This is a genomic window from Pseudomonas viridiflava, from assembly GCF_900184295.1.
GTDB classification, from domain to species: Bacteria; Pseudomonadota; Gammaproteobacteria; order Pseudomonadales; family Pseudomonadaceae; genus Aquipseudomonas; species Aquipseudomonas viridiflava.
The window spans coordinates 1,065,910-1,088,620 of record NZ_LT855380.1 but is presented as its reverse complement, the minus strand read 5'-3'; the positions used below and the strand labels follow the sequence as shown (position 1 = coordinate 1,088,620).

17 protein-coding genes and 1 pseudogene are annotated in these 22,711 nt (G+C 54.8%); 14 read left to right on the top strand and 4 right to left on the bottom strand.

Annotated features, from left to right (window positions below; translation table 11 throughout):
- Positions 1-599: 599 nt before the first annotated feature.
- Positions 600-1,367: pseudogene (locus tag CFBP1590_RS28390) on the top strand (MCP four helix bundle domain-containing protein); the annotation flags it as partial.
- Positions 1,344-2,225 (top strand): methyl-accepting chemotaxis protein, encoded by an 882-nt coding sequence (locus tag CFBP1590_RS28385; protein ID WP_371306683.1) that lies wholly within the window; start codon positions 1,344-1,346, stop codon positions 2,223-2,225. The pseudogene CFBP1590_RS28390 and the gene CFBP1590_RS28385, both read left to right, overlap by 24 nt.
- A 372-nt stretch (positions 2,226-2,597) precedes the next feature.
- On the opposite strand, the gene CFBP1590_RS05215 is transcribed toward CFBP1590_RS28385, so the two are convergent.
- Positions 2,598-4,559, bottom strand: coding sequence for an LTA synthase family protein (locus tag CFBP1590_RS05215; protein ID WP_088234593.1), 1,962 nt, complete (start codon positions 4,557-4,559; stop codon positions 2,598-2,600).
- 574 nt (positions 4,560-5,133) lie between these two features.
- Here CFBP1590_RS05215 and CFBP1590_RS05205 point away from each other — a divergent pair.
- The 5 genes from CFBP1590_RS05205 (at position 5,134) to CFBP1590_RS05185 (ending at position 10,795) form a co-directional block, all read left to right on the top strand.
- Positions 5,134-6,420 carry a sensor histidine kinase gene (locus CFBP1590_RS05205; RefSeq protein ID WP_058432051.1) on the top strand — a complete coding sequence of 429 codons (1,287 nt, stop codon included), beginning with the start codon at positions 5,134-5,136 and terminating at the stop codon, positions 6,418-6,420.
- Entirely contained in the window at positions 6,420-7,094 is a 675-nt protein-coding gene (locus tag CFBP1590_RS05200) for a response regulator transcription factor (protein WP_046463710.1), read from the top strand. Before CFBP1590_RS05205 ends, CFBP1590_RS05200 begins: the two co-directional genes overlap by 1 nt.
- 92 nt (positions 7,095-7,186) lie before the next feature.
- On the top strand, positions 7,187-7,867 hold the full coding sequence (locus CFBP1590_RS05195; RefSeq protein ID WP_058432049.1) for a class I SAM-dependent methyltransferase: 681 nt from the start codon (positions 7,187-7,189) through the stop codon (positions 7,865-7,867).
- A gap of 210 nt (positions 7,868-8,077) precedes the next feature.
- Entirely contained in the window at positions 8,078-8,251 is a 174-nt protein-coding gene (locus tag CFBP1590_RS28030) for a hypothetical protein (RefSeq protein WP_231991828.1), read from the top strand.
- A 699-nt stretch (positions 8,252-8,950) separates the two neighbouring features.
- On the top strand, positions 8,951-10,795 hold the full coding sequence (locus tag CFBP1590_RS05185; protein WP_058432048.1) for an AAA family ATPase: 1,845 nt from the start codon (positions 8,951-8,953) through the stop codon (positions 10,793-10,795).
- Between the two features lie 254 nt (positions 10,796-11,049).
- Here the strand turns inward: CFBP1590_RS05185 and pmrG are convergent, their stop codons facing one another.
- Positions 11,050-11,736, bottom strand: coding sequence for a lipopolysaccharide core heptose(II)-phosphate phosphatase PmrG (gene pmrG / locus CFBP1590_RS05180; protein WP_374729013.1), 687 nt, complete (start codon positions 11,734-11,736; stop codon positions 11,050-11,052).
- 304 nt (positions 11,737-12,040) lie between these two features.
- Between pmrG and CFBP1590_RS05175 the strand changes: the two genes are divergently transcribed.
- The 7 genes from CFBP1590_RS05175 (at position 12,041) to CFBP1590_RS05150 (ending at position 19,810) form a co-directional block, all read left to right on the top strand.
- Positions 12,041-13,690 carry a phosphoethanolamine transferase gene (locus CFBP1590_RS05175; protein ID WP_058432046.1) on the top strand — a complete coding sequence of 550 codons (1,650 nt, stop codon included), beginning with the start codon at positions 12,041-12,043 and terminating at the stop codon, positions 13,688-13,690.
- Between the two features lie 201 nt (positions 13,691-13,891).
- Positions 13,892-15,220, top strand: coding sequence for a UDP-glucose dehydrogenase family protein (locus tag CFBP1590_RS05170; protein WP_029243331.1), 1,329 nt, complete (start codon positions 13,892-13,894; stop codon positions 15,218-15,220).
- Entirely contained in the window at positions 15,217-16,215 is a 999-nt protein-coding gene (locus CFBP1590_RS05165) for an SDR family NAD(P)-dependent oxidoreductase (RefSeq protein WP_058432044.1), read from the top strand. Before CFBP1590_RS05170 ends, CFBP1590_RS05165 begins: the two co-directional genes overlap by 4 nt.
- 8 nt (positions 16,216-16,223) lie before the next feature.
- A complete protein-coding gene (locus CFBP1590_RS05160; RefSeq protein WP_029243333.1) occupies positions 16,224-16,967 on the top strand; it encodes a glycosyltransferase family 2 protein in 744 nt (247 codons plus the stop codon).
- On the top strand, positions 16,964-17,248 hold the full coding sequence (locus tag CFBP1590_RS27825; protein WP_025995396.1) for a lipid-A-disaccharide synthase N-terminal domain-containing protein: 285 nt from the start codon (positions 16,964-16,966) through the stop codon (positions 17,246-17,248). The genes CFBP1590_RS05160 and CFBP1590_RS27825 overlap by 4 nt, the downstream gene beginning before the upstream one ends.
- Positions 17,248-18,774, top strand: a complete 1,527-nt coding sequence (locus tag CFBP1590_RS05155) for an ArnT family glycosyltransferase (RefSeq protein ID WP_244997555.1) — start codon at positions 17,248-17,250, stop codon at positions 18,772-18,774. The genes CFBP1590_RS27825 and CFBP1590_RS05155 overlap by 1 nt, the downstream gene beginning before the upstream one ends.
- 43 nt (positions 18,775-18,817) lie before the next feature.
- On the top strand, positions 18,818-19,810 hold the full coding sequence (locus CFBP1590_RS05150; RefSeq protein ID WP_058432064.1) for an SdiA-regulated domain-containing protein: 993 nt from the start codon (positions 18,818-18,820) through the stop codon (positions 19,808-19,810).
- Between the two features lie 33 nt (positions 19,811-19,843).
- Here the strand turns inward: CFBP1590_RS05150 and CFBP1590_RS05145 are convergent, their stop codons facing one another.
- On the bottom strand, positions 19,844-20,785 hold the full coding sequence (locus CFBP1590_RS05145; RefSeq protein WP_029243336.1) for an AEC family transporter: 942 nt from the start codon (positions 20,783-20,785) through the stop codon (positions 19,844-19,846).
- Between the two features lie 94 nt (positions 20,786-20,879).
- Positions 20,880-22,454 carry an alkaline phosphatase D family protein gene (locus CFBP1590_RS05140; RefSeq protein ID WP_043304854.1) on the bottom strand — a complete coding sequence of 525 codons (1,575 nt, stop codon included), beginning with the start codon at positions 22,452-22,454 and terminating at the stop codon, positions 20,880-20,882.
- Positions 22,455-22,711: the final 257 nt, after the last annotated feature.

Genomic DNA, 22,711 nt, shown 5'->3' with positions numbered 1-22,711 from the left:
ATTCTTGCCTGACGTGCGCTACCGTCCTGCTCCAGTTTGTCCGCATGCAAACCCGCATAGTTGGACGCCATGCCGCCAATGGCCTTGAGCGCACCGTCAAGAATTTTTAAAATTTCTGAGAGATGGCCCACTCAGATGAACCGTGATTTCCGCATGCTGTTTCAGAATTTGGCTGGAATGTAGCGAAAAAATCAATTTCCGGATCGATTACCGTGATTTTGTCTCATTCTCAGCTCAGGCGAAATGTAGCGATTCAGACGCCAGCCCTTTTTTGAGGCCCCCTGCAGCTTCGCTGCTCGATAGATTTCCATCCAGGGCATCTGGCTTCTTGAATACCATCAATTTGATACCTGAATTCGTGATGACCTCGAAAGCCTTCGCGCGCCATGTCGCCGATATGCATCCGAAGCGCCACAAGCCAAGAGGCCTCATCATGCTATATCTCATCCTGTTGCTACGCTTGACCTATACCGCCGTTTTCAAAAAAACCACACACTGGTCACAAAATTTTCATCGGCTTTGTCGAAAGCTGTCATGACTGGCATAGCGCCATCTTTTGATAAATTGTTACCTGCTGTCCTGCCTCGCTGGAGCCATCCATGAATCTCAGATCTCTGAAAATCGCACATAGAGCTTTCCTATGCTTCGGCGTCATTACTCTGCTTTTGATCGGCTTGGGTGGTTTCTCCTACGTTCAAATTGGTCATTTGCGCGCAGCGGAACAAAACATCGAGCAAAACTCGCTACCCAGCATTCAGGTCATTGATGACATTCAGATCGCGCTTCTTCATGCACGTCTTGAAAGTATAAGAATGCTAGCAAGTACAGATCCTGACGTTAAAAAGGCATCGGAGGCCAAGGTGCGACAAGCAATGGACACCCTTCAATCACGCAGCGATTTCTATCAAAAAAATCTCATATCAGGTGAACAAGATCGCTCTCAATTTGACGATGCCCGTAACAAAATGAGCAATTACCTTGGCGGCTTGAAGCAGGTGATTGCAATGGATGTTGCCGACCATGAACAAGCCGTATCTTTTGCCAATTCGGAACAGGCCGACAGGGCGAGCGCTTATCAGGAAACCTTGACGACAATCCGCGATGAGAATGCAAAGGAAGCACAGCAGTCGGGGGCAGATGCAACATCGGTTTACAACCATAGCGTCAACGTTCTGATAGCTGTTGTCGTACTCGCCTCCATTCTGACCGTCATTCTCGCAATCACCATGACACGCAGCATTGTAGGGCCTATGAGCGTATCTCTGAAACTTGCTGAAGATATTGCCGAAGGTGACTTGACCCGACATCTTGAGGTTACCGGCAGGGATGAGGCCTCAAGGTTGATGCAGGCGCTTAACCAGATGTCTGGGAAATTGAGGAGCACCATTCAAGATATCTCCGGTGCCTCTACGCAACTGAGCACCGCTGCCGTAGAAATGACATCCATCACCGAAAGCGCAGACCGTACGCTGCAGCAACAAAATAGCGAAATTGAACAGGCTGCGACCGCCGTCAACGAGATGAGCGCTGCCGTAGAGGAGGTTGCACGTAATGCTACGTCGACATCTCAAGCAGCCCAGCAATCCAGTGCATCAGCAGATCTGGGCAATAGCCGTGTCGCTGAGACCCTAACCGCCATGCAAGCGTTGACGGGCTTGGTCGAAGGTTCATCAGCACAAGTATTAGCACTCGCAGGCCAGGCCCAAGACATCAGTAAGGTACTGAGTGTAATTAGAGGAATCGCTGAGCAGACCAATCTATTGGCACTGAACGCCGCAATCGAAGCTGCCCGAGCAGGTGAGCAAGGCAGAGGCTTTGCAGTTGTTGCAGACGAGGTGCGCGCCTTGGCGCATCGCACACAGACTTCTACTCAGGAAATCGAGCAGATGATCTCGGCCATACAGGCAGGCTCGTCTGCTACTGTGGAGTCGATGCAAAAAAGCACTCAGGAAGTGCATAGCACTCGCAAAACCGCAGAAGACGCAGGACAGTCTTTGCGACAGATCGCAAATTCTGTGCTGGAGATAAACGAACGCAACCTGCAGATCGCAACGGCGTCCGAACAACAAGCGCACGTAGCGCGCGATGTCGATCGCAGCCTGGTCAGTATTCGCGATCTCGCAATGCAAAGCAGTGAGGGAACTCGCCAGACGCTCATCGCCAGTAACGAGCTATCGCAGCTGGCAGTCAACCTGAATGATCTGGTACTTCGATTCCGGACTTGATTATGCTCTGCAGCAAGGCGGTGCAATTAGGGGACGGCCCGGCACTAAATTCAGGTCTGTTGCTTACAAAGGTTTTGGCTTGGGCGTAGAAGCTGCTCGCAGCGACGCCAGGACATTCCTCGGACTGGCATGCATCGTGAGGTCGCCATGCGCGTTTTCCTGACGGATTGAGACCTTGGAAGCCGTGATCACTGATGGTCACTTGCGAATGGAAGATATCTTCTCTAACCCACCCCAATTTCAGCCTCAAGACGGGCAAAAAATTCAATGAGCGCCAGCGCTGTTTCGGCCTCACAACTGCCCAGAGGGCTATCTCAAAGTTGCCACCGATTAAGTGGCAACCGCTTTCATCAGATACCCGAAACGTGCCAATCAAAGCTCCGTTATTTTACCGGCATCGCTGCGTGGTGCTTGCAAACTGCCTGCCCACATCAAAAGCTGATGCTTGAAGCCATGACTCGCCGACTGGTAATAAGCTATAGCGCGAGCAATCAGCGGATCGGAACTCTGTGAAGACTCTTCAACACTTGCACCTAACGCATCGTTGTGACGACGTAGCCCATTGCGCGGGCTGAGGATGGCAAGATTCTGTCCGTCAAAGAGTCCCAAATGCTGGTAGTTACCCAATACCACGCGAGGGGGCAGCGTCGGCGCAAGTCGCAGATCTCGGCCGAAAAACGTTGATTCATAGCTCATATTGAGTAGCCCGAGCAGAGTCGGTGCCAAATCGATCTGGCTCGCCAACTGACCATCGTCCTTTGGCGGCACGATCTTGGGCGCATAAATGAAAAGCGGGATCTGATAGTTCACCACGGGCAAGTCTTCCTTGCCTGCACTCCCAGCGGTGTGATCCGCGACGAAGACAAAAATCGTTTCGTCAAACCACGGCTTTTGCCTAGCGGCGAGCAAGAATTGACCGATGGCATAATCTGTATATTTCACGGCCCCGTCACGGCCCTTGCCAGATTTGATGTCAATTCTGTTGTCAGGATAGGTGTACGGACGGTGGTTTGACGTTGTCATCAACTGCAGCAGAAAGGGCTTACCCGCAGCGAAGTTTGCGTCCGCTAACTTGAGTGTTTGGGTGTAAAGATCTTCGTCAGCCATGCCCCAGGCATTTTTGAAATGAATATCCGATTCGGCAACGCTGCTTTGGTCGACCACTCGATAACCGTTTCCACTGAAAAAAGCATTCATGTTGTCAAAGTAACCACGACCTCCATAGACAAATACACTGTCGTACCCCACGGCAGAGAGCTGCTGCCCCAGGCTCGCAAAACCGCCCTCGCGACCTACGCGCTTTACGATGGAACGGCCGGGAGTCGGCGGTATAGAGAGCGTAATGGCTTCCAGACCTCGATCTGTCCGGGTGCCCGTCGCATAAAAATTACTGAAGTACAGGCTGTGTCTTCGCAGCTCATCAAGGTTGGGCGTCAGGTTGCGACCATCCCCATTGCTACCCATGTATTTGGCGCTAAAGCTCTCGATCGTGACTAGCACGACATTCAGTTTTTTAACCTTGCCTTGGCGTGTGATCTTGCGACGGATGTCCATAGGATCGGTGCCCGTAAATACGGCTCCAGGCTCACCCAACTCAGCCCGAACAAGCGCTCCAGCCTGATCAGGCGGAAGGCTGGCAAAAAACTGTCCGTAATCCAGTTCATTATTACGAAAAGCCGCAAAGAATTGGTAAGGTCCATTGCTTGCCAACTCGTTGTGGTAGGTATTTCCACCGCGCCCCTTTGGCGTGTCCTGGTCGACAAACATCAGGCTTGCCACCATCAACACACAGAGCGAAGCCAGTACAGCGGCGCGGGTACGCCAGCTAGGCAACGGTGCATCGAGAATACGCCATAACGTTTTATGCAACGCCCAACTGAGCGTTACTGCCGAAACACCAAGTGCCGTCAGCAAGGTGCCCATGGGATACGATTCGAACAGGTTGTTCAATACCTCATCCGAATAAACGAGGTAGTCGACCGCAATGAAATTGAAGCGAACCCCAAACTCATCCCAGAACAACAATTCGGCCACAGCGGTGAACAACATCACGAAAAAGCTAACGGATACGAGTCCTTGCAGCCACCACCTATGCCACCTAGAACGCCATAACACGGGTGGACACAGCAGTACATAAAGCCCAAAGGGAAGCATGGCATAGGCAAGGAAGCTCAGATCGTACAGTAGCCCTTTTCCAAAGACGGACGCATATCCATCAACAGACTCGTCGGGGTGGCTAATGACCAACGCAAAACGAGTGACAAGAAAGATCACGAACCAGGTGCCGCATATCATGGCTAATAAACGCAGGGGGGAGTAACGCAGTTGAAGCATAAGAGAATCCTTTCTTTGTTTTTATCCCGGCGCCCAATGGCGCTGGAGTTCTACAAGACTGCGGATCGAGAGGGTGTTACCGAGGTGGACTTGAAACCGCCGTTGGCAAATCTCGTGAACGAATCGTTCAAAAATGAGCATGAGTCAGACGGTGGCTTGGCCACACCACCCCTTTCAGGCAAGGCAGCGTTGCGAAGCAACGACATGAGGACAGGAAAAACTGAGGGTGCTCTCATAAGGTTTGACGCAGCCATCCGTGCTGACAGCCCGATCATACTGAACTCATCAACAAAAGCCTAAACCTGGTACTTCTTAGAAATTCGCTGGACAGGTGTGCTGGCCCTACCGAGTGCTCTCCACAAAAGCGTGACGACTTTCCGGGTCAATGAATTTTTTACCGAACGGACAGAGGAGAAGGCAAAAGCTTTACCGACTTGAGGTCGCGACCAACACGATTGCAGGTTTCGTCCTTCTGATGCGCTATATTTATCAGGAACCGCTCTGACACCATCGGAAGGTGTCGCGAGCTGGGTCCGCGCCATAGTGGCGGCCTTGAGCAACGATACGGAGCGATATGGACTTCACACACAGCATCAAGAAAAGAATCATCATTGTGTTTGCGTTGATGATTGCTTTTGTAGCCATTGTTTTTGCTGCAGGGATCGTTGCGACCTTCCACGTGGTCGAGCGCAGACTCACCGACACAAGCCTGGCGGGTAGCCTGCACCGCATACTTGCCATGGATACAGTCGACGACTGGCGTCATGAGCCTGAAAAAGATGAGTTCTTTTATGTCCAGGACGGACCTGGCGACCTGCTGATGCCCAGAAATTTGCTCTCGTTGCCTTCAGGCTTTCAAGAGATCGAGCTCCAAGGTGCTCCATTTTACGCGATGGTGCGAGAGGTGGACGGCAAGAAATATGTTTTGCTACGCAACCATAAGGCCCTACAGCGACGTGAAAACCTGCTGTTCATGACTGTAGGCGGAGGCGTTTTGTTAAGCGTTCTCCTGGCACTGGGCTTAGGTTGGCTGCTCGCCCGCCGCGTCATGTCACCTGTCATTCGTCTTGCGCGACAAGTTCGACATCGCGACCAATTGCTGTCTTTCGCTCCCCCCCTTGGGCCCGATTACGCTGCTGACGAAGTAGGTGACCTTGCCCGCTCATTCGACGATACGTTGCTGAAGCTTCGCCCAGCCCTGGCGCGCGAGCAATTATTTACGAGTGACGTGAGCAACGAACTGCGCTCGCCACTGATAGTACTTGCAAGCGCTTCAGAAACACTGCTCCAGACTGCTTCGCTGGATATTCGCTGCCAAAAACAGGTGACTCGTATCGCTAGAGCAACCGACACCATGCTTCATTTGGTCGACACATTCCTGTTGTTGGCCCGCGATGAAGACCGTCATCCGACTGAAGCAAATCCCGTCTCGCTGAGGCAAGTAGCGGACGAACAGGCAGATATTTGGGGAAAGCAGATCCGCTCAAAAGGTCTCGAGTTTATCTATAACCCTACAGAACATTCTCAAGCTCGCTACAGCGATACATTGCTGTCTTCAGTCATGGGCAATCTGCTGCGCAACGCTTGGCATTACACCGACAAAGGACGCATCACTCTGGCCCTGACCGAATATGGTTTTGTGGTCGAAGACACAGGGATTGGCATACCTGAAGAGAAACAGCGGGCCATGTTTGAACCCTTCGTAAGGGGTGATGAAAAACGAGGTGAGGGTCTAGGCTTGGGGCTTTCTCTGGTTCAAAGGATCTGCACAAACCAGAAATGGGAGGTCCAGCTTTACAGTCAGGAGCCCAATGGATGCCGATTCTCAGTAAATTTGATGGACAATAATAAGGCGCAGTGATGGAAATTCTGATTATTGAGGATCATCAAGACATCCACGACAACCTGGTGGAATATTTCGAACTGAGAGGGCACAACGTGCAGAGCGCGCTCGACGGCCTGAGCGGGCTGCACTTGGCGGCCACCCAGAAATTCGATGCCATCATTCTCGACATCATGTTGCCAGGAATCGATGGCAACCAGATCTGTCGAAGCTTACGCCAGTATTCCAAAACGGAAGTTGCGATCGTAATGCTCAGCGCCCGAGACGAGCTTGAAGATCGACTTGTAGGATTCAGTGTGGGCACTGACGACTACATTACGAAACCCTTCGCCATGTCGGAAGTCCTTGCCAGAGTCGAAGCGGTGGTCGCTCGCAGTCAACGACGGAATAACCGAGTCATGGTCGTTGCTGATCTAAAATTTGACCTGGACACATGGGAGGTTTCCAGAAACGGCAAGCTCCTTAAACTGAATCCTACTAGTATGAAATTGCTGGAGTTGTTGATGCGCAAAAGTCCCCACATCGTAAAGCGCGCAGAGCTTGAAGATGTCGTTTGGGGGCGCGACGCACCCAACAGCGACAGTTTGCGCAGCAATATTCACATCCTGAGACGTACATTACACAGCGGCTTTGACGCCCCTCTGCTTCACACCGCACATGGCCTTGGTTACAAGCTCAGTAAGGCGGAATAGCTTGTTACGGAGCAACACAGTTTTCACAATAACTTGACCCAGCAACAACGCGAATCGCTCTATTTTTTGCTCATGAACACCCGGAGAGCATCATGAGCGGCCCAGTCAAACTCAAGTTTTCTGAAAAATACGATCAGGATCATGCAGAGCAGTATTTCCTGAAGCACCATGCCACTCTGGCCCGTCGCCTGTCCCACTTGCGGGATGAGCAAATGGTGCGTAAAGCGCTCAAGCTAGCTGGAGACCCAGGCCTGGTATTGGATTTACCCTGTGGCGCAGGCAGGTTCTGGCCTCTCCTGTCAGAAAAGAAAAGTCGAATAATCATAGGTGCAGACAACTCAGCAGACATGCTAAGCACTGCCTGTACGCTACAGGATCCGGACATCGTCAAACGGGTAAAACCATTACAGACGTCAGCATTCAATATTTCGCTGCCCAACAATTCGGTTGATACCATTTTCAGCATGCGCTTGCTCCACCACATTGGTGAGGCAGAAAACCGTATGACGATGCTCAGAGAGTTTCACCGCGTTACCCGTGAGACTGTCATCCTTTCGCTGTGGGTGGATGGCAACTACAAATCCTGGAGGCGCACACGCCAGGAGGCTGCTCGCAGGGCATCGGGTAGGCAAGGTGATTATCAAAATCGGTTTGTCCTGCATCGCGCAACCGCAGAGGCGGAATTTCTTTCGGCTGGGTTCGCTATCGAAGAACGTATTGACTTCATACCGCTCTACGCCATGTGGCGGGTCTATCTTTTGAGAAAGCTGTAGCGTCTTCCATGGCATACGCTTCCAAGCAACCCTAAAGACAACCGTCAGCATTGCCATCAGATATTACGCTGGCAGGCTGTACCCCTTGAAGCTCGGCTACGGACAAGTCGAGCCGAAAGCCGTAGTTTTGAATCCGTTCGTCCACCAGCATCGTGAGTTTTCCGGAATAGCTCGTACACTTTTCCTGTCAGCAATGGAGGAGCACGGTGAATGGACGACGTAGATAGAAAAATCATCTGCCTGAAGGAACGACTTAGAACCCGCGAGATCGCTATGAAGCGCAAACAGACCCTTACGGAAAGAAAACTCAGACAAGCCCACTCGGTGGCGTTGATGTGTCTGGAAACCCAAGATCTTCCCCTGAAGCAGTCGCAGAGGCGCTGAAGATTTCTGACCGGTACGTGGAGACGTTGAGAGGGTGTATCCAGATTCGTGGAGGCATTAATCTGGAAACCACCGTAACCTTTCCCGAGGGGAAGGTGGCAATGGACAAGCTCTCCCAGTGCCCCATTAAACATCAGAAACCTCTCAAGAACCCCACGTAAGTGGGGCTTCTTGTATTAGGGGCGGAAGAACTATTTCAGTGGTCACCGTATATTAGATTTCAGTTAGAAGAATCTCTTTGCAGCGCTCAGCACTTCAGCCGCTTGAAGGGACAGGGCTATCAGCAACGCTCTCGTTGAGATAGAGCTGTTACGCAACGCGGAGTGGCAGAGTCGCTTGCCAGGCGCCAATGATCCGTAGCGCGACCTTTAAGCCGGTCATGGATTGCTGCTCAGAAAGAAGTTTGCTGGCCATCATGATTGCATCTCCTCAACTGTGGAGCGGTTTACCTTCAGATGGGGACTATTTTGTTACCTTGGAGGCGTTTCAATTTGTCCCGATCAAGGAGAGCTTGGTTTCCGCCCAGTGTCGGATCCGTCCTCAATGCCTTGACCCCTACGGTGGGACCGTAAGCCCTCCGATCAAACCCAGGTCCGTTCTCGGAAGTCAGAGCGCAAATGCCGACTTGATGAAGGCATTTTGCCAAAATGCCAGTGTAGAATTACGTTATCAGCACGCTATCTAGGGAAGGGAAGTGAAATGACCGTACGGATCGATAAAATAATCGTTAGTGATTTCAAACGTATAGAGTCACTAGAAATTGATTTGCAGCCTGTGACCGCATTAGTTGGCGGGAACACGAGCGGTAAAAGCAGCGCGTTGCAGGCTGCACAACTCGGCGTGTCCATCTTGCAGGCCGCATTTCGCGGTTTCCGGCCAAACGGCTCACCAGACTTTGCCGGAACCGTTGCCAACGATGCCGTGCTTTTTCGTCCCACCGAACTGCTGTTGGACTTGAGGCGTGGGGGAAGTGCAACGCAGAACCTTGGCTACTCGGTCACCTACTGCGGTTTTGACCCTGCCACTGAGGCGAATAAGCAAATAAAGATAATAATCCGCCGCGGCAAGAACGCGAATATTGCCATCACCCGTGAAGGGGATGATGATTTTGCTGCTGTCCTTGCGAACAGTGATCGCCCGTTCTCGATCTTCACACCTGGATTATCAGGAATTCCAATCCGTGAGGAGTGGCGAACAAAAGGAGCGATGGATGCCGCAGTCATGCATGGCGACGCTAACCTGTATCTACGCACTGTACTTGATCATCTCTACACTCGTGATATGGACGGGATGGCCAAAGCCGCTTGGTCAAGGAACCGTGATATAGATTTTTTACCAGACAGCGGATGGAAAACCTTTTCTCAACTCCTTGACCGCTGCTATCCAGGCACACGAGTGGTCGTCAGCCATGATGATCAACGAGACCGGTATGTGAATGTTGAAGTCGAAACGACGGACGCGCAGATTACGCTGGATATGGCATCGACGGGTATGCTCCAAGTCATTCAGATCATCGCGTACGCATGCTTCTATTCACCGCCTTTGATCCTTTTGGATGAGCCCGATGCTCACCTGCATGCCGACAGTCAGGCCCGGCTCTACGAAGCGCTTAGAAGCGTCGCCGATACGGGAACACGGATTCTATTCGCCAGCCATTCACCCCAACTGATCCAGAGACTGATGTACGATCCAAAGGCTGCTTTGGTCTGGATGCGCGCAGGTGAGAAGGTTCCAGTCGACGACGCACAACGTCCTGCAATTCCAATTCTTATGACGCTCGGGGCGCTTTCGGCCGGTGCAGATGCCTTCGACCCTGCCCGTCCTGTAATTCTGATGACAGAGGACAAGCTATCTATACCTGTCACCGCACTGGCGAAAGCAAACGGCGCTCCTGATAATTTGGCAGTGCTCTCTTACAATGGATGCGGAAATCTTCGATCAGCGAGGCTTCTGGCGCGTATGATCACAGACATGCGTCCTGACGTTCGGATTGTATTGCACCGGGATCGAGACTTCCGTACGGAACAGGAAATGCGCTATGAACTGTCGTCAGCTATCGCCGAACATCTCCGAAAAGGCGCGACACGTGTCACAGAGATTTTCACTCCGTTGAATGACGTCGAGCACTCATTTGCAAACGCGGACCATCTGAAGCAAGTTTTCAACGAGATCCCACCTGAACTAATCGACGCTGCGATTACAGACGTGATCACTCTTAAACGCGACGATCTTACGAATGCAGCTCGTGTAGCTCGCGACCAGATTGTTTCGTCGCTCTACGACGTGCCTCGTAAGCGCGCTAAGCCGGAGTGGGCAGCGTCAGAGATGCCCAACAATTCTCCAGCTATCCAGCTTTTCCTACCTGCGAACGGCGCGGTTCCCGTTCCGTTTCAACATGCTCACGGCAAAATGCTCATGGACAGTCTGCGCCCCAAAATCCATCAGCTTGTTGGAGGTCCGACGCAAGTATCGAATAGTAGGATTTTCACTGTTACAGACCACCTCCGAGCGCAGAATTGGCAGGACGCATTTGCGGCTGACTGATACAAGGCAGCTTCGCTCCGCCAAGACTCGCTTACCTCTCAACGCATGGGCTAACTCGACACTGCATCAGGGTCAGCTCACGAACGATCGGTACGTGTAGAACGACGGAGCCGGTCAACTTTTCACTTGGCTGTCCAACGCGGTCTCGATAAGCGTCGCGCAAACTGCGGCACGTTCAACCTGCAGTTCACTTTCATAATGAAATATGAGGGCTTAATTTCCGAGCAGACGGCTGATGACGGTGGGTATTTTCATTACTTAAGCTGGTCGTTGGCCAAGCTCTTCCACTGCACCGCATTCAATGAGCCAAGAACTCTGGGGATCGACTTGCCGTCCATCTTTACAAAGAATGCCTCAGCGTATTCGCTAGACCGCTCCCCTGCAGGCAGCCCCATGGTTCGCTCGAAATGATCGATACAACCGCTGTGCGTGATGAGTATCAGGTTCTCGCCTTTGGTTTTGTGTCCAACGACTTCATTCTTGAAGTGAGTGTCGCAGTTTCCCACCCAGTCCTGGGATATCACCGTTTGACCCGCAATGTAAGTCGCTGTCTGTTGCGTACGGGTCAAAGGGCTGGCGATCAGGTGAGCCCGTTCAAGCCCCAGTCGTTGAAGTCCCGCGCCGACATCGGACGCCGCTTGGCTGCCGTTCACCGTAATACCATCAGCGCTGCCAAGACAGCGGTTCGGCGATCGGTCACAGCGTTCCGCGTGCCGGATCATCACCACCACATCGCCATGTTTCCATAGCTCGATCAGCCCCGAACTGGCCAGATTACTGCCGCTGCCCAGGTCGGCCACACGGGCCATGCTCAAAAACCAGATCAATGCTGTAGCGAGTATTAATGAGAAGACAACTATTAATGCGCGGCCACTGAAAAGGCGAAAGGGGAAAAAGCCTGCCTTGAACTCGCCAGTACCCTGAATATAAGTATGTGTCACGTGAGTACTCCTGAAGGTCACCACCGTGCGGCTTTTGCGCGAAGCACCGCACCATGAGGTTTAATCTAAGAGCACTGCCGTGGCCGAGCAGTGAAGAAGATGTCAAAAATACGTTGGCGAGAATAATAGCCCATCGGAGAGCTGTAACGATTCTTTTTTAGCACCCTGAAAGACTAAGCAGTTGCAGACTTTTTATTGGCGAGGTTTTCACATAAATTTTATAACATCCGACCTAAAGTCCGCTTCCTTGTAGCGCCCACCCTGGCGCAGCCGGGTATTGCTCACCGACGTCAGGAAGACCGACATGTGGAAGTTTAAAGCAGCTCGTCCCGAGCTCGCGATTGTGATCGCCAGCACCTTCTTGTTGCTGGCGTTCAATGCAACATTGTGGCAACACCTTTCTTCGATCACCGATAATCATGACGGAAATACCGTACTGCGTGTCGCGTTCGGCCTGATGGTACTGTTTATTTTCAACAGTGTGCTGACGTTGCTTGCTTTCAGGCCCGTACTCAAGCCATTGCTGAGTGCCCTCTTCATCATGAGCGCTGCGGTCTCATACTTCATGGGCCAATATGGCGTGCTGATTGACGTCGGCATGTTCAGAAACGTGGCCGAAACCAATATCACCGAAGCCCAGGGATTGCTTTCTCTCAAACTGCTTGTCTACCTTTTACTACTGGGCATCGTGCCCTCCATCGTACTGTGGAAAACCCCGATCAGTTATCGACGCTGGCACAGGGAGTTGCTCAGTAAATTTATCGTCATCGCCGCCTGTCTTTTCGGTGTAGGTTCAATCGCACTGTTCAACTACCAGGGCCTGTCATCGCTTTTTCGCAATCATCACGAGCTTCGGCTTATGGTCGTTCCCAGCAACTATATAGGCGCCTCCATCAGTTACCTTCGTGAGAAGGTGGTCTCCGCTCAGAAACCTTTTTCAACCATTGCCGAAGACGCGAAGCTGAACAGCGCCTGGACGCAGCATCCGCGTAAATCACTGACGGTTCTTGTCGTGGGCGAAAGTGCAAGGGCCGACAATTTTGGACTGCTTGGCTATAACCGGGATACTACTCCCGAACTGCGCCGCCAGCCGGGAGTCATTGCGTTCAGCGATGTGCAATCCTGCGGTACAGAGACGGCCGTGTCGGTGCCATGCATGTTCTCGAACATGGGCCGGCAAAACTACAATCCAGCCACGGCCAAGAATCAGGAAGGGTTGCTGGATGTACTGAAACGCGCCGGAGTGGATGTGATTTGGCGGGACAACCAGTCCGGCTGCAAAGGCACCTGCGACCGAGTGACCTTTGAAGATGTGAGCAATCTCGACGACCCTGCGTTATGCCTTGATAACGAATGCCGCGACGAAATTCTGCTGCAGGGTCTGCAGGCGCGCATCGATAACCTCGAAAAGGACACCGTGCTGGTGCTTCATCAAATGGGTAGCCACGGCCCGGAATACTTCAAACGTTACCCAAAAAAATTCGAGAAATTCACGCCTGTTTGCGAAAGCAACGCGCTCAACAATTGCTCGCGAGAAAGCATCGTCAACAGTTACGACAATACGTTGACCTATACCGATCATGTCTTGTCCAGCCTGATCAATATCCTGCGCAGCAATCAGGAAAAAGTCGATACGGCCATGTTGTATCTTTCAGACCATGGCGAATCACTGGGGGAATACAACCTGTTCCTGCATGGCACTCCCTACATGCTGGCGCCTATCCAGCAAAAGCATGTCCCTATGATCACCTGGTTCTCTGAAAACTATAAGAAGTCGTTCGCCATCAACTCAGACTGTCTGGAAAAGAAGCGCGACTCGGCACTGAGCCAGGACAACCTGTTTCACTCAATGCTGGGGTTAATGCGAGTAAATACCAAGGCTTACGACCCCGCTCTGGACATGTTTGCAGGCTGTCGAAGCCCCCGCGAACAGGACGCATTGGCGGAGCAATAAACAGGGCCTGATCTGCGCCTCTCATTTCGGGAGGTGTGAGACGACGCGCTCAAACTTCACACCACCAACCCTTATATGACAAACACGGTCATCTTTTCTTAACACATTTATGACATTCATCTTGCGCTACGTATACAGCACCCGATGCTGGCATCTGAAAGCAAACCACGCTCATCGCTTCATGAGCAGAGGGAGCAGCGCATGAAAGTGACAGTGTTTGGAACCGGCTACGTGGGGCTTACCCAAGCCGCGTGTCTGGCGAAAGTAGGCCACACCGTTTGCTGTGTGGATGTGGACGAAAAACGTATCCAAGCACTGCGTGAAGGCGCATGCCCGATATTCGAGCCCGGTCTTGCGGACCTTCTGCAAAGCGGTCTGGCCTGCCAACGGTTGCAGTTCACCACGAACGCTACCCATGCCAGCCGCTTTGCCGAGTTGATATTCATCGCTGTCGGAACGCCGCCGCAAGCGGACGGCAGGGCCGATCTGAGCCAGGTGCTTGCCGTAATGCACACCGTGCTCCAGTACGCCGACGGTGCCCGGATCATCGTCAACAAGTCCACCTCACCCGTCGGGACGGTGGACCGTTTGCTCGCCGAAATCGCTGCCAGCCCGCGATGCGATGATGGCTTCGAAGTCATCAGCAACCCGGAATTTTTCAAGGAAGGCTCTGCGGTCGGCGATTGCCTGCGTCCGGATCGCATTATCGTCGGCGGTGCCAGTCAATCGGCACTGGAGCTCCTGCGTGAGCTGTACCAGCCTTTCAGCCGCAACCGTGAAAAGTTTGTAGTCATGGATGCCCGAAGTGCTGAACTGACCAAATACGCAGCCAACTGCCTGCTCGCGACCAAGATATCGTTCATCAATGAAATGGCCAATCTGGCCGAACAGGTTGATGCCGATATCGAACAGGTTCGTCTGGGCATAGGGTCCGATCCGCGCATAGGTTACGACTTCATCTACCCTGGCTGCGGTTTCGGCGGGTCATGCTTTCCCAAGGACCTTCAGGCGTTGATCGGCACCGCCGCAGAACACGGTGTCGAGACCTCGCTGCTCAGTGCCGTAGAACAGGTCAACCGTCGCCAGAAGCACCGATTGTTCGAGAAGATCCGTACCCATTATCAGGGCGAACTTGCAGGTAAAGTCTTTGCCGTCTGGGGGCTGGCTTTCAAACCCAACACTGACGATATCCGCGAAGCCTCCAGCCACGCTTTGCTGGCAGCGCTCTGGGCCTCTGGCGCCAGGATTCAGGCCCATGACCCGCAAGCGATGCAAGCCATACGGCTTCATTATGGCGAGCGGGATGACTTGAAGCTTGTCGACTGCAAGGAACATGCGCTTGAAGGCGCGGACGCGCTGGTGGTGGTGACTGAGTGGCAGGACTACCGCGTTTTGAATCTGGACCGGCTCGGCACGACACTGCGCGACCGGGTCATCTTCGATGGCCGTAACCTGTTCGATCCGGCACAGCTACGGGACGCAGGGTTTGTGTACCACGGCATTGGGCGCGGCCAGAGGATCAACGTATGACGGTGCTCGTGACAGGCGCCGCCGGATTCATTGGCTTCCACGTTGCCAAACATCTGTGTGAGCAGGGTATTGAAGTTGTCGGCATCGATAACCTGAACGATTACTACAGCGTCGAACTGAAACATTCACGACTGGCCATCCTTGAGCGCATGCCAGGTTTCGTCTTCAAAAGGCTGGACATTACGGATGCAACGGGTCTGTCCACTCTGTTCGAACACCATACCTTCGAACAGGTCATTCACCTCGCCGCCCAGGCGGGTGTGCGCTATTCGATGGAGCAACCCGATGCCTACATCCAATCAAATCTGGTCGGTTTCAGCAACGTGCTCGAGGCCTGCCGCCAGCACCGCCCCTCGCACTTGATTTATGCCTCCAGCAGTTCGGTCTACGGCGCCAATACGCGCCTGCCGTTTCGGGTGGAGGATGCCGTCGACAGGCCGCTCTCCCTGTATGCGGCCACAAAGCGCGCCAATGAGCTGGCGGCTTACAGCTACTGCCACCTGTACGGCTTGCGAGCTACCGGGCTGCGCTTTTTCACGGTTTACGGCCCCTGGGGTCGACCGGACATGGCGCTGTTCAAGTTCACCCAGGCCATGCTCCGCGAAGAGCCTGTGGACATTTACAACCATGGTGAGATGGCGCGGGATTTCACCTACATCGACGACATCGTGGAAAGCATCTTACGCCTGCGTTTGCGCCCGCCTGAGCCAACGAACGGCGAGCCTGCACATCAGCTCTTCAACATAGGACGCGGCCAGCCCGTCAAGCTGCTGGAGTTCGTCGATTGCCTGGAAAAGGCGCTGGGCCTCAAGGCCCAGCGTCGCTATCTCCCTCTGCAGGCAGGCGATGTACTGCAGACCTGGGCTGACGTTACCGCCTTGACCCGATGGATCGATTTCCAGCCGCACGTCTCGGTCGACAGCGGCGTGAGCGCGTTCGTTGAGTGGTACCGAGAGCATTATCAATCCGGGCCGTCTCCGCTATCTCTCCAATAAGGACCTCCATGACCACGCCCATTTTTCTTTCTGTCGTGATTCCAGCCAAGAACGAAGCGCAGAACCTGCCCGTCCTGATAAGGGAAATCTGTACAGCCCTCACTGAAGAGCATTACGAGATCGTGGTGGTTGACGACGGCAGCACGGATGAAACCCTGCACGTGCTGACAACGCTCAAGGAAAGCGGCCTTAAGGAGCTGCGTATCCTGCGCCATGAGCAATCACTCGGTCAGAGCACCTCGATCTATCACGCCGCGTTGGCAGCCGAGGGTAACTGGCTGGCTACGCTGGACGGTGACGGCCAAAACGACCCTGCTGATATTCCGGGAATGCTGTCGCTGGTACGAGCCCGCCAGGAGCGTTCGGACTCCATCCAACTGGTCGCGGGGCACCGGGTCAATCGCCGCGATACGGCCAGCAAACGCTGGGCTTCTCGATTCGCCAATGGCTTGCGTCGTCGCCTTCTCAAGGACGCAACGCCGGACACCGGCTGTGGCTTGAAGCTGATCGAGCGAGCCGCGTTCTTGCGCCTGCCCTATTTCGACCACATGCATCGATTCATTCCTGCGCTCATTCAGCGGCACAACGGCCGGATGATCGTCCACCCGGTCAATCATCGCCATCGCCAGGCCGGAGTCTCCAAATACGGCAATCTGGACCGCGCACTGGTCGGCATTCTCGATCTGTTTGGCGTCTGGTGGCTGATCCGCCGAACACGTCTGAATGTTCCGGCACAGGAGCATCGCCCATGAAACCGGACAGCGAAACGCTTTGGCTGATCGTGGGCTTTGTAGGGCAGGCGGTCTTCACCGGCCGTTTTGTTCTGCAATGGCTGTACAGCGAGTTCAAGAAACGCAGCGTCATTCCAGTAGGGTTCTGGTACCTCAGCATGCTGGGCAGCTCCATCCTGTTGGTCTACGCCATCTATCGACAGGACCCTGTATTCATCGCAGGTCAGTCCTTCGGTCTGCTCGTGTACCTGCGAAATCTTCAATTGATCAGCCGCCAGGCCAGCACGCCCAAGGAGCAGTGATGTTGCGAACTCCCTTTTCGCCACGCCTCGAAGGATGGTTGCTGGTCGCGTTGGCCGTCCTGCTGATCGGCGCAGGTCTGGGTATGCGCCAGCCGCAGAATGTTGACGAAGAGCGCTTTCTGGGTGTTGCTCTGGAAATGCTGCAAAACGGTTCGTGGTTCGTTCCGCACCGGGCGGCCGAGATCTATGCCGATAAGCCACCGCTGTTCATGTGGACGGTCGCCTTCTTCATCTGGCTGACCGGTAGCCCGAACATCGCACTTTATCTGCCCGGTCTCCTTTCCGCAGGCACGATCACCGCTGTCCTCTATGACCTGGGGAATCGGCTTTGGGAACGACGCATCGGTCGATACGCCGCCTTGCTGTTCCTGGCCACGTATCAAACCTACAGCATCCTGCGAACAGGACAAATCGACAGTTTCCTTTGCCTATGGGTCGCGCTGGGCTTCTACGGATTGGTTCGCCATCTGTTGCTCGGACCTGCCTGGGGCTGGTTTTACTTCAGTTGCGCAGCGATGGGCCTGGGCATCATCAGCAAAGGCGTAGGTTTCGTACCGGCCCTCATGCTGATTCCGTATGCCTACGCCGTGCGTAAAAACTGGCACGGTGTGGTGCGAATGCCTGGGCAGGCCGCACGTTGGGCGCTCGGCCTGCTGGTTACACTGCTTGCATGCTGCCTCTGGCTGGTGCCTATGGTGATCTCGGTCGTCCGTGACGGTTCGCCCGAAGGCTTTGCGTACCTTCATGAAATACTCTTGCACCAGACGGCCAACCGCTACGCCAGCGCATGGGACCACCGCGAGCCCTTCTGGTATTTCCTTGTCAACGTCATCCCTCAGTACTGGCTGCCACTGGTGTTCGCACTGCCTTGGCTCATCCCGGCCTGGCGCAGGCAATTGAGCAAGCAGGATGGTCGCGTACTGGTGCTGTTGGGCTGGGTCTTGCTGGTACTGCTGTTCTTCAGTCTTTCCAGTGGCAAACGCAAGCTCTACATCTTTCCGGCGCTCCCTGGCCTGGTCCTGGTCGCTGCACCACTGGTGCCCTGGCTCCTGCGCCGCTGGTTTCGGGAACGCGTGTTGGCCCGGCGAATCGTCCCCACGGTCGTCGTTGTCTGGCTCGCTCTTTGGTTCGCCAGAGGCTTTATCGAGCCTGTCGTTGAAGGCGAAAACCCGCACAAGGAACTCATGGAGCAGGCAGCTGAAGTCACCCACGGGGCCGACCTGGTCCTTGTCAATTGGCGTGAAGGACACTGGCTCTATGCGCGCCAGCCCATTGTGCATTTCGGCTTTGCCCACGCGCTGGCGAACGAGCGGGCGGCCAGTTGGCTTAGAGAGCACCCTGGCACCTTCGCGCTGGTGCCAGGCGAACTATTGGCCAACTGCTTCCTTCCAGAAAAAGCCCACCCGCTGGGCAAGACGTCCAGAGCTGACTGGTTCGTAGTCGATGCCCAGGCCGACAACGGCATGTGCCGACCTGAACGCCCTCCGGAAGTGTATCGATTCGCCTGGAAACAGAATGCCCAATGACCGCAAGCCCCACTCGCCACAACAGCAGGGAGCGCCTGAAGCCATGCTTCTGGAAAAGATTGAAACAAAACGGGCGGGCTGGTCGGGTCTCTCTCGACGACGAGTATCGTTCCTGCAGATGCTGTTCTTTGCAGCTGCACTCGCGCTGTTGCTGCTGGCGTACGCTGTGTCGGCCCACTTTCAGCTTCATCAACAGCTCTACTATTACGGCCTGACCTGGCTGAAAGGCAATGAGGCTCCCGAAAAAAACATCTGGTTGCCGGCCTATCAGGTGGTCGTCGACGCAAAGCCCATCGATCCGGAGGTGGCCAATATCTCGGGAATCACTTACGACTACGACAACCATCGCCTGCTGGCCGTGACCAACAAAGGCCCGATGCAGTTGCTGGCGCTGGACATGAACGGAGACATACTCGAACGCTATCCGTTGATCGGCTTTGAGGACACCGAAGGGGTGGCCTACCTGGGTAACGGACGTGTGGCGCTTTGCGACGAACAGCTTCAACAACTGGATATCATCAAGATGCCCGGGCAAGCGCGCCCGATTCAGGTCGAAGAGGCCGAATATATTGCGTTGGTGATCAATCCGAGCCTTCATAACAAGGGCTTCGAGGGGGTGACTTACGATCCGGCCAACGACCGTTTATTCGCAATCAAGGAGCGCGATCCACGCCAGCTGTTCGAAGTCTCAGGCGTCTTGCGGTCCATCGATCAACATCGTTTGCAGATCAAGGTCGTGGATCGGCTGGACTGGATTACAGAGAGTGTTGCGACACGCGACCTTTCGGACGGCCACTACGATCAGCGCACCGGACACTTGCTGCTGCTCAGTGACCAGTCACGCTCAATTACCGAGTTGGACGGCAATGGCCGGTTCGTCAGCATACGTTCACTCACGAATGCATTTTCCGATCTTCGAAACAGCGCGCCTCAACCCGAAGGACTGACGATGGATCAGGATGGCAACTTGTACGTGGTCAGCGAGCCGAATCTGTTTTACAAGTTCTCGAAAGCACCGACACCACCTGCGAACTAAGACGGATCCCTGACTACGCAGCTGCCTGCTTTCTCAAATCCAGCCGCCCCACTGCAGAATGAATATCCCGATGTTGGTCGTCACCGCGGCGGCCAGGGTCGTGAGCACAATGATCGCTGCAGCCAGCTCATAGTTGCCATTGGCGGTGCGCGCCATGATGTAGCTGGCAGCGGCCGTCGGGCTGCCGAAGTACAGAAACAGAATCCCCAGCTCCGCACCGCGAAAACCCAACAGCCAGGCCGCGAAGGTGCACAGCACCGGTAGCCAGACCATCTTCACCAGACTGGCACTGATGGCCAACTTGCCGCTCTTGCGCAACGAGGCCAGCGACAGCGTGCCGCCGATGCAGATCAGCGCCAGCGGCAATGTCATCTGCGCCAGAAGACCACCGGACGTCTCTAGCCATTTGGGCAGACCAATACTGAAATAGGCGAAGGGCGAGGCGACGAGCACGCTGATGATCAGCGGGTTGGCAAGCACGCTTTTGAACACACTCCAAGGGTCGGATTTGATCACCGGGCTGTAGACCGCAAGCACCACGGTTGAAAGCGTGTTGTAGAAAACGATGACCAGCGCCGCGAGAATCGCGCCCAGGGAAATGCCGTAGGAGCCATACATGCTGGCGGCCAGCGCCAGACCGATCACCCCGTTGTTGCCACGGAATGCACCCTGGACATAGACCCCGCGGTCTTCATGCGGGCAGCGCCATATGGCCCAGCCCCAGGTTGCCGCGAAACTCAGGAGTGTGGCGACGCCAAAGAAGATCAGCAGTTTGGGTTGCAGCGCTGCGCGCAGATCGGCATGGATGATGCCCAGAAACAACAGCGCAGGCATGGTGACGTTGAACACCAGCCCCGACGCGGCAACGATGAACGCATCATTGATTGCGCGGATGCGCTTGAGGAACACGCCAAGAAACAGCATGGCGAACACCGGTGCGGTGATGTTCAGTGTTTCAAGAAAGATAGCCAGCATGCAACGCACCCGGTCCCGTCGATAGGTAGCTAATGATAAGCCACCCATGCCGGGTGTGTTGCAAGGATTTTCGGAAAACCGCCCACGCGAGGCGTCAGACGATGCGACTGGCCTCCACTACCGGCTGCAATTTACGCTCGAACACCGACACGCCATCCAGATCGCGCAGGGTCACAGTCATTTCGCCACTCTGGCCATCGATGTTCACTTCGCCGAAAAACTGGAAACCGGCAAACGGTGAGGTGTTCTGCGCGGGCGGGGCCTTCTGGAACACCAGTTCGGGACCGAAGGTCTTGTCGAGCGTGTTTGGCCCGAAGCTGCCTGCGTTCAAGGGACCTGCGACAAACTCCCAAAATGGATCGAAGTCCTGAAACACTGCTCGATCCGGCTGGTAGTGATGCGCGGCGCAGTAATGCACATCGGCCGTCAGCCACACGCAGTCACGAATCTTCTGCGCACGCAGATACGCCAGCAGTTCGGCGACCTCCAGCTCACGTCCCAGCGCAGGGCCGTCATTGCCGTTGGCAATTGCTTCCCAGCGTGCAACGCCGGGGCTCACTTCGCCGTCCGGCACACCGAGACCGACCGGCATGTCAGCGGCGATGATTTTCCACTGGGCTCTTGAGCCCTTGAGTTCGCGTTTGAGCCAGTCCAGTTGTTCGCGCCCGAGGAAGGCGGTGGTCGGACCCGGCTTGTCGGCCAGATTGGCATCGTTGCCATCCCGATAGCTGCGCATGTCCAGGACGAACACATCCAGCATCGGACCGTAGGGAATCTTGCGGTAGATCCGCCCGCCGTTGTCGGCTTCCTGCAGGCGCAGCGGTGCGTATTCCAGATAGGCCTGGCGTGCGCGGGAGGACAGCAACTGAATGTCCTTGACCTTGTAACGGTCATCCAGCTGCTTGCTGGGCGACCAGTTGTTGGTCACCTCGTGGTCGTCCCATTGCCAGATCTGCGGCACCTCGGCGTTGAACCGGCGCAGGTTTTCATCCATCAGGTTGTAGCGGTAGTTGCCGCGGTATTCGTCCAGCGTTTCAGCAACTTTGCTTTTCGCTTCGGTGGTGAGGTTGCGCCAGATGCGTCCATCTTCGACCGTAATCTGCGCCGGGACCGGGCCGTCAGCGTAAATAGTGTCACCGCTGTGGATAAAAAAGTCCGGCAGGCGCAGGCGCATGGCTTCGTAGATGCGCATGCCGCCTACATCAGGGTTGATGCCGAAGCCTTGACCGACGGTGTCGCCGCTCCACACAAAGCGGATATTGCGTCGCTGTTGCGGCATGCTGCGCAGATGGCCGAACCACGGCTCGCTGGCAACGCCGCTTTGCGCATCTTCGAACGACACGCGATAGAAAATCGTTTGATCGACCGGTAAACCGGTCAGCTCGACACGCGCGGTGAAGTCAGTGCGCTGATCGGCCAGCGCCGACACCACACGCCGGGGTTGCGTGAACATGCTGCGCGTGTCCCACTCGACGATCATGCGCGAAGGACGGTCGCTGCGACTCCAGACCATTGCGCGGTCGCCCAACACGTCGCCCGACTGCACGCCGTCGGTCATCTTCGGCCGGTCCTGCACCGACGCAATGACCGCCGGCGCAAGCCCCGGCAACAACAACCCGGCCCCGACGGCCTGAATGACACGGCGACGCTTGAGATCGAACTGGCTCACGGTTATCCCCTCGCAGACAGGCAAAAGAGCAACCTAGCAGGGGAATGTTGGGGGAGTGTGACAGCGATGCATCACTCGACACCGATCGTGCCCATCGCTCCGCGTGGGCATGCCTCCCGTGACGCTCCGCGTCACAAATGGCACAGATTGCGGACTCAGTGAGCCGAGCGCATGACGTGGGTAACGCTGGAGCTTGGGCACACATCTGCGCCACATTCGAGAGCGGACGCGAAGCGTCCTGGGAGGCATTCCCACGC

Coding starts and splice junctions, on each gene's coding strand:
- CFBP1590_RS28385 (WP_371306683.1), top strand. CDS start 1,344: ATGCAGGCGCTTAACCAGATGTCTGGGAAATTGAGGAGCACCATTCAA.
- CFBP1590_RS05215 (WP_088234593.1), bottom strand. CDS start 4,559: ATGCTTCAACTGCGTTACTCCCCCCTGCGTTTATTAGCCATGATATGC.
- CFBP1590_RS05205 (WP_058432051.1), top strand. CDS start 5,134: ATGGACTTCACACACAGCATCAAGAAAAGAATCATCATTGTGTTTGCG.
- CFBP1590_RS05200 (WP_046463710.1), top strand. CDS start 6,420: ATGGAAATTCTGATTATTGAGGATCATCAAGACATCCACGACAACCTG.
- CFBP1590_RS05195 (WP_058432049.1), top strand. CDS start 7,187: ATGAGCGGCCCAGTCAAACTCAAGTTTTCTGAAAAATACGATCAGGAT.
- CFBP1590_RS28030 (WP_231991828.1), top strand. CDS start 8,078: ATGGACGACGTAGATAGAAAAATCATCTGCCTGAAGGAACGACTTAGA.
- CFBP1590_RS05185 (WP_058432048.1), top strand. CDS start 8,951: ATGACCGTACGGATCGATAAAATAATCGTTAGTGATTTCAAACGTATA.
- CFBP1590_RS05175 (WP_058432046.1), top strand. CDS start 12,041: ATGTGGAAGTTTAAAGCAGCTCGTCCCGAGCTCGCGATTGTGATCGCC.
- CFBP1590_RS05170 (WP_029243331.1), top strand. CDS start 13,892: ATGAAAGTGACAGTGTTTGGAACCGGCTACGTGGGGCTTACCCAAGCC.
- CFBP1590_RS05165 (WP_058432044.1), top strand. CDS start 15,217: ATGACGGTGCTCGTGACAGGCGCCGCCGGATTCATTGGCTTCCACGTT.
- CFBP1590_RS05160 (WP_029243333.1), top strand. CDS start 16,224: ATGACCACGCCCATTTTTCTTTCTGTCGTGATTCCAGCCAAGAACGAA.
- CFBP1590_RS27825 (WP_025995396.1), top strand. CDS start 16,964: ATGAAACCGGACAGCGAAACGCTTTGGCTGATCGTGGGCTTTGTAGGG.
- CFBP1590_RS05155 (WP_244997555.1), top strand. CDS start 17,248: ATGTTGCGAACTCCCTTTTCGCCACGCCTCGAAGGATGGTTGCTGGTC.
- CFBP1590_RS05150 (WP_058432064.1), top strand. CDS start 18,818: ATGCTTCTGGAAAAGATTGAAACAAAACGGGCGGGCTGGTCGGGTCTC.
- CFBP1590_RS05145 (WP_029243336.1), bottom strand. CDS start 20,785: ATGCTGGCTATCTTTCTTGAAACACTGAACATCACCGCACCGGTGTTC.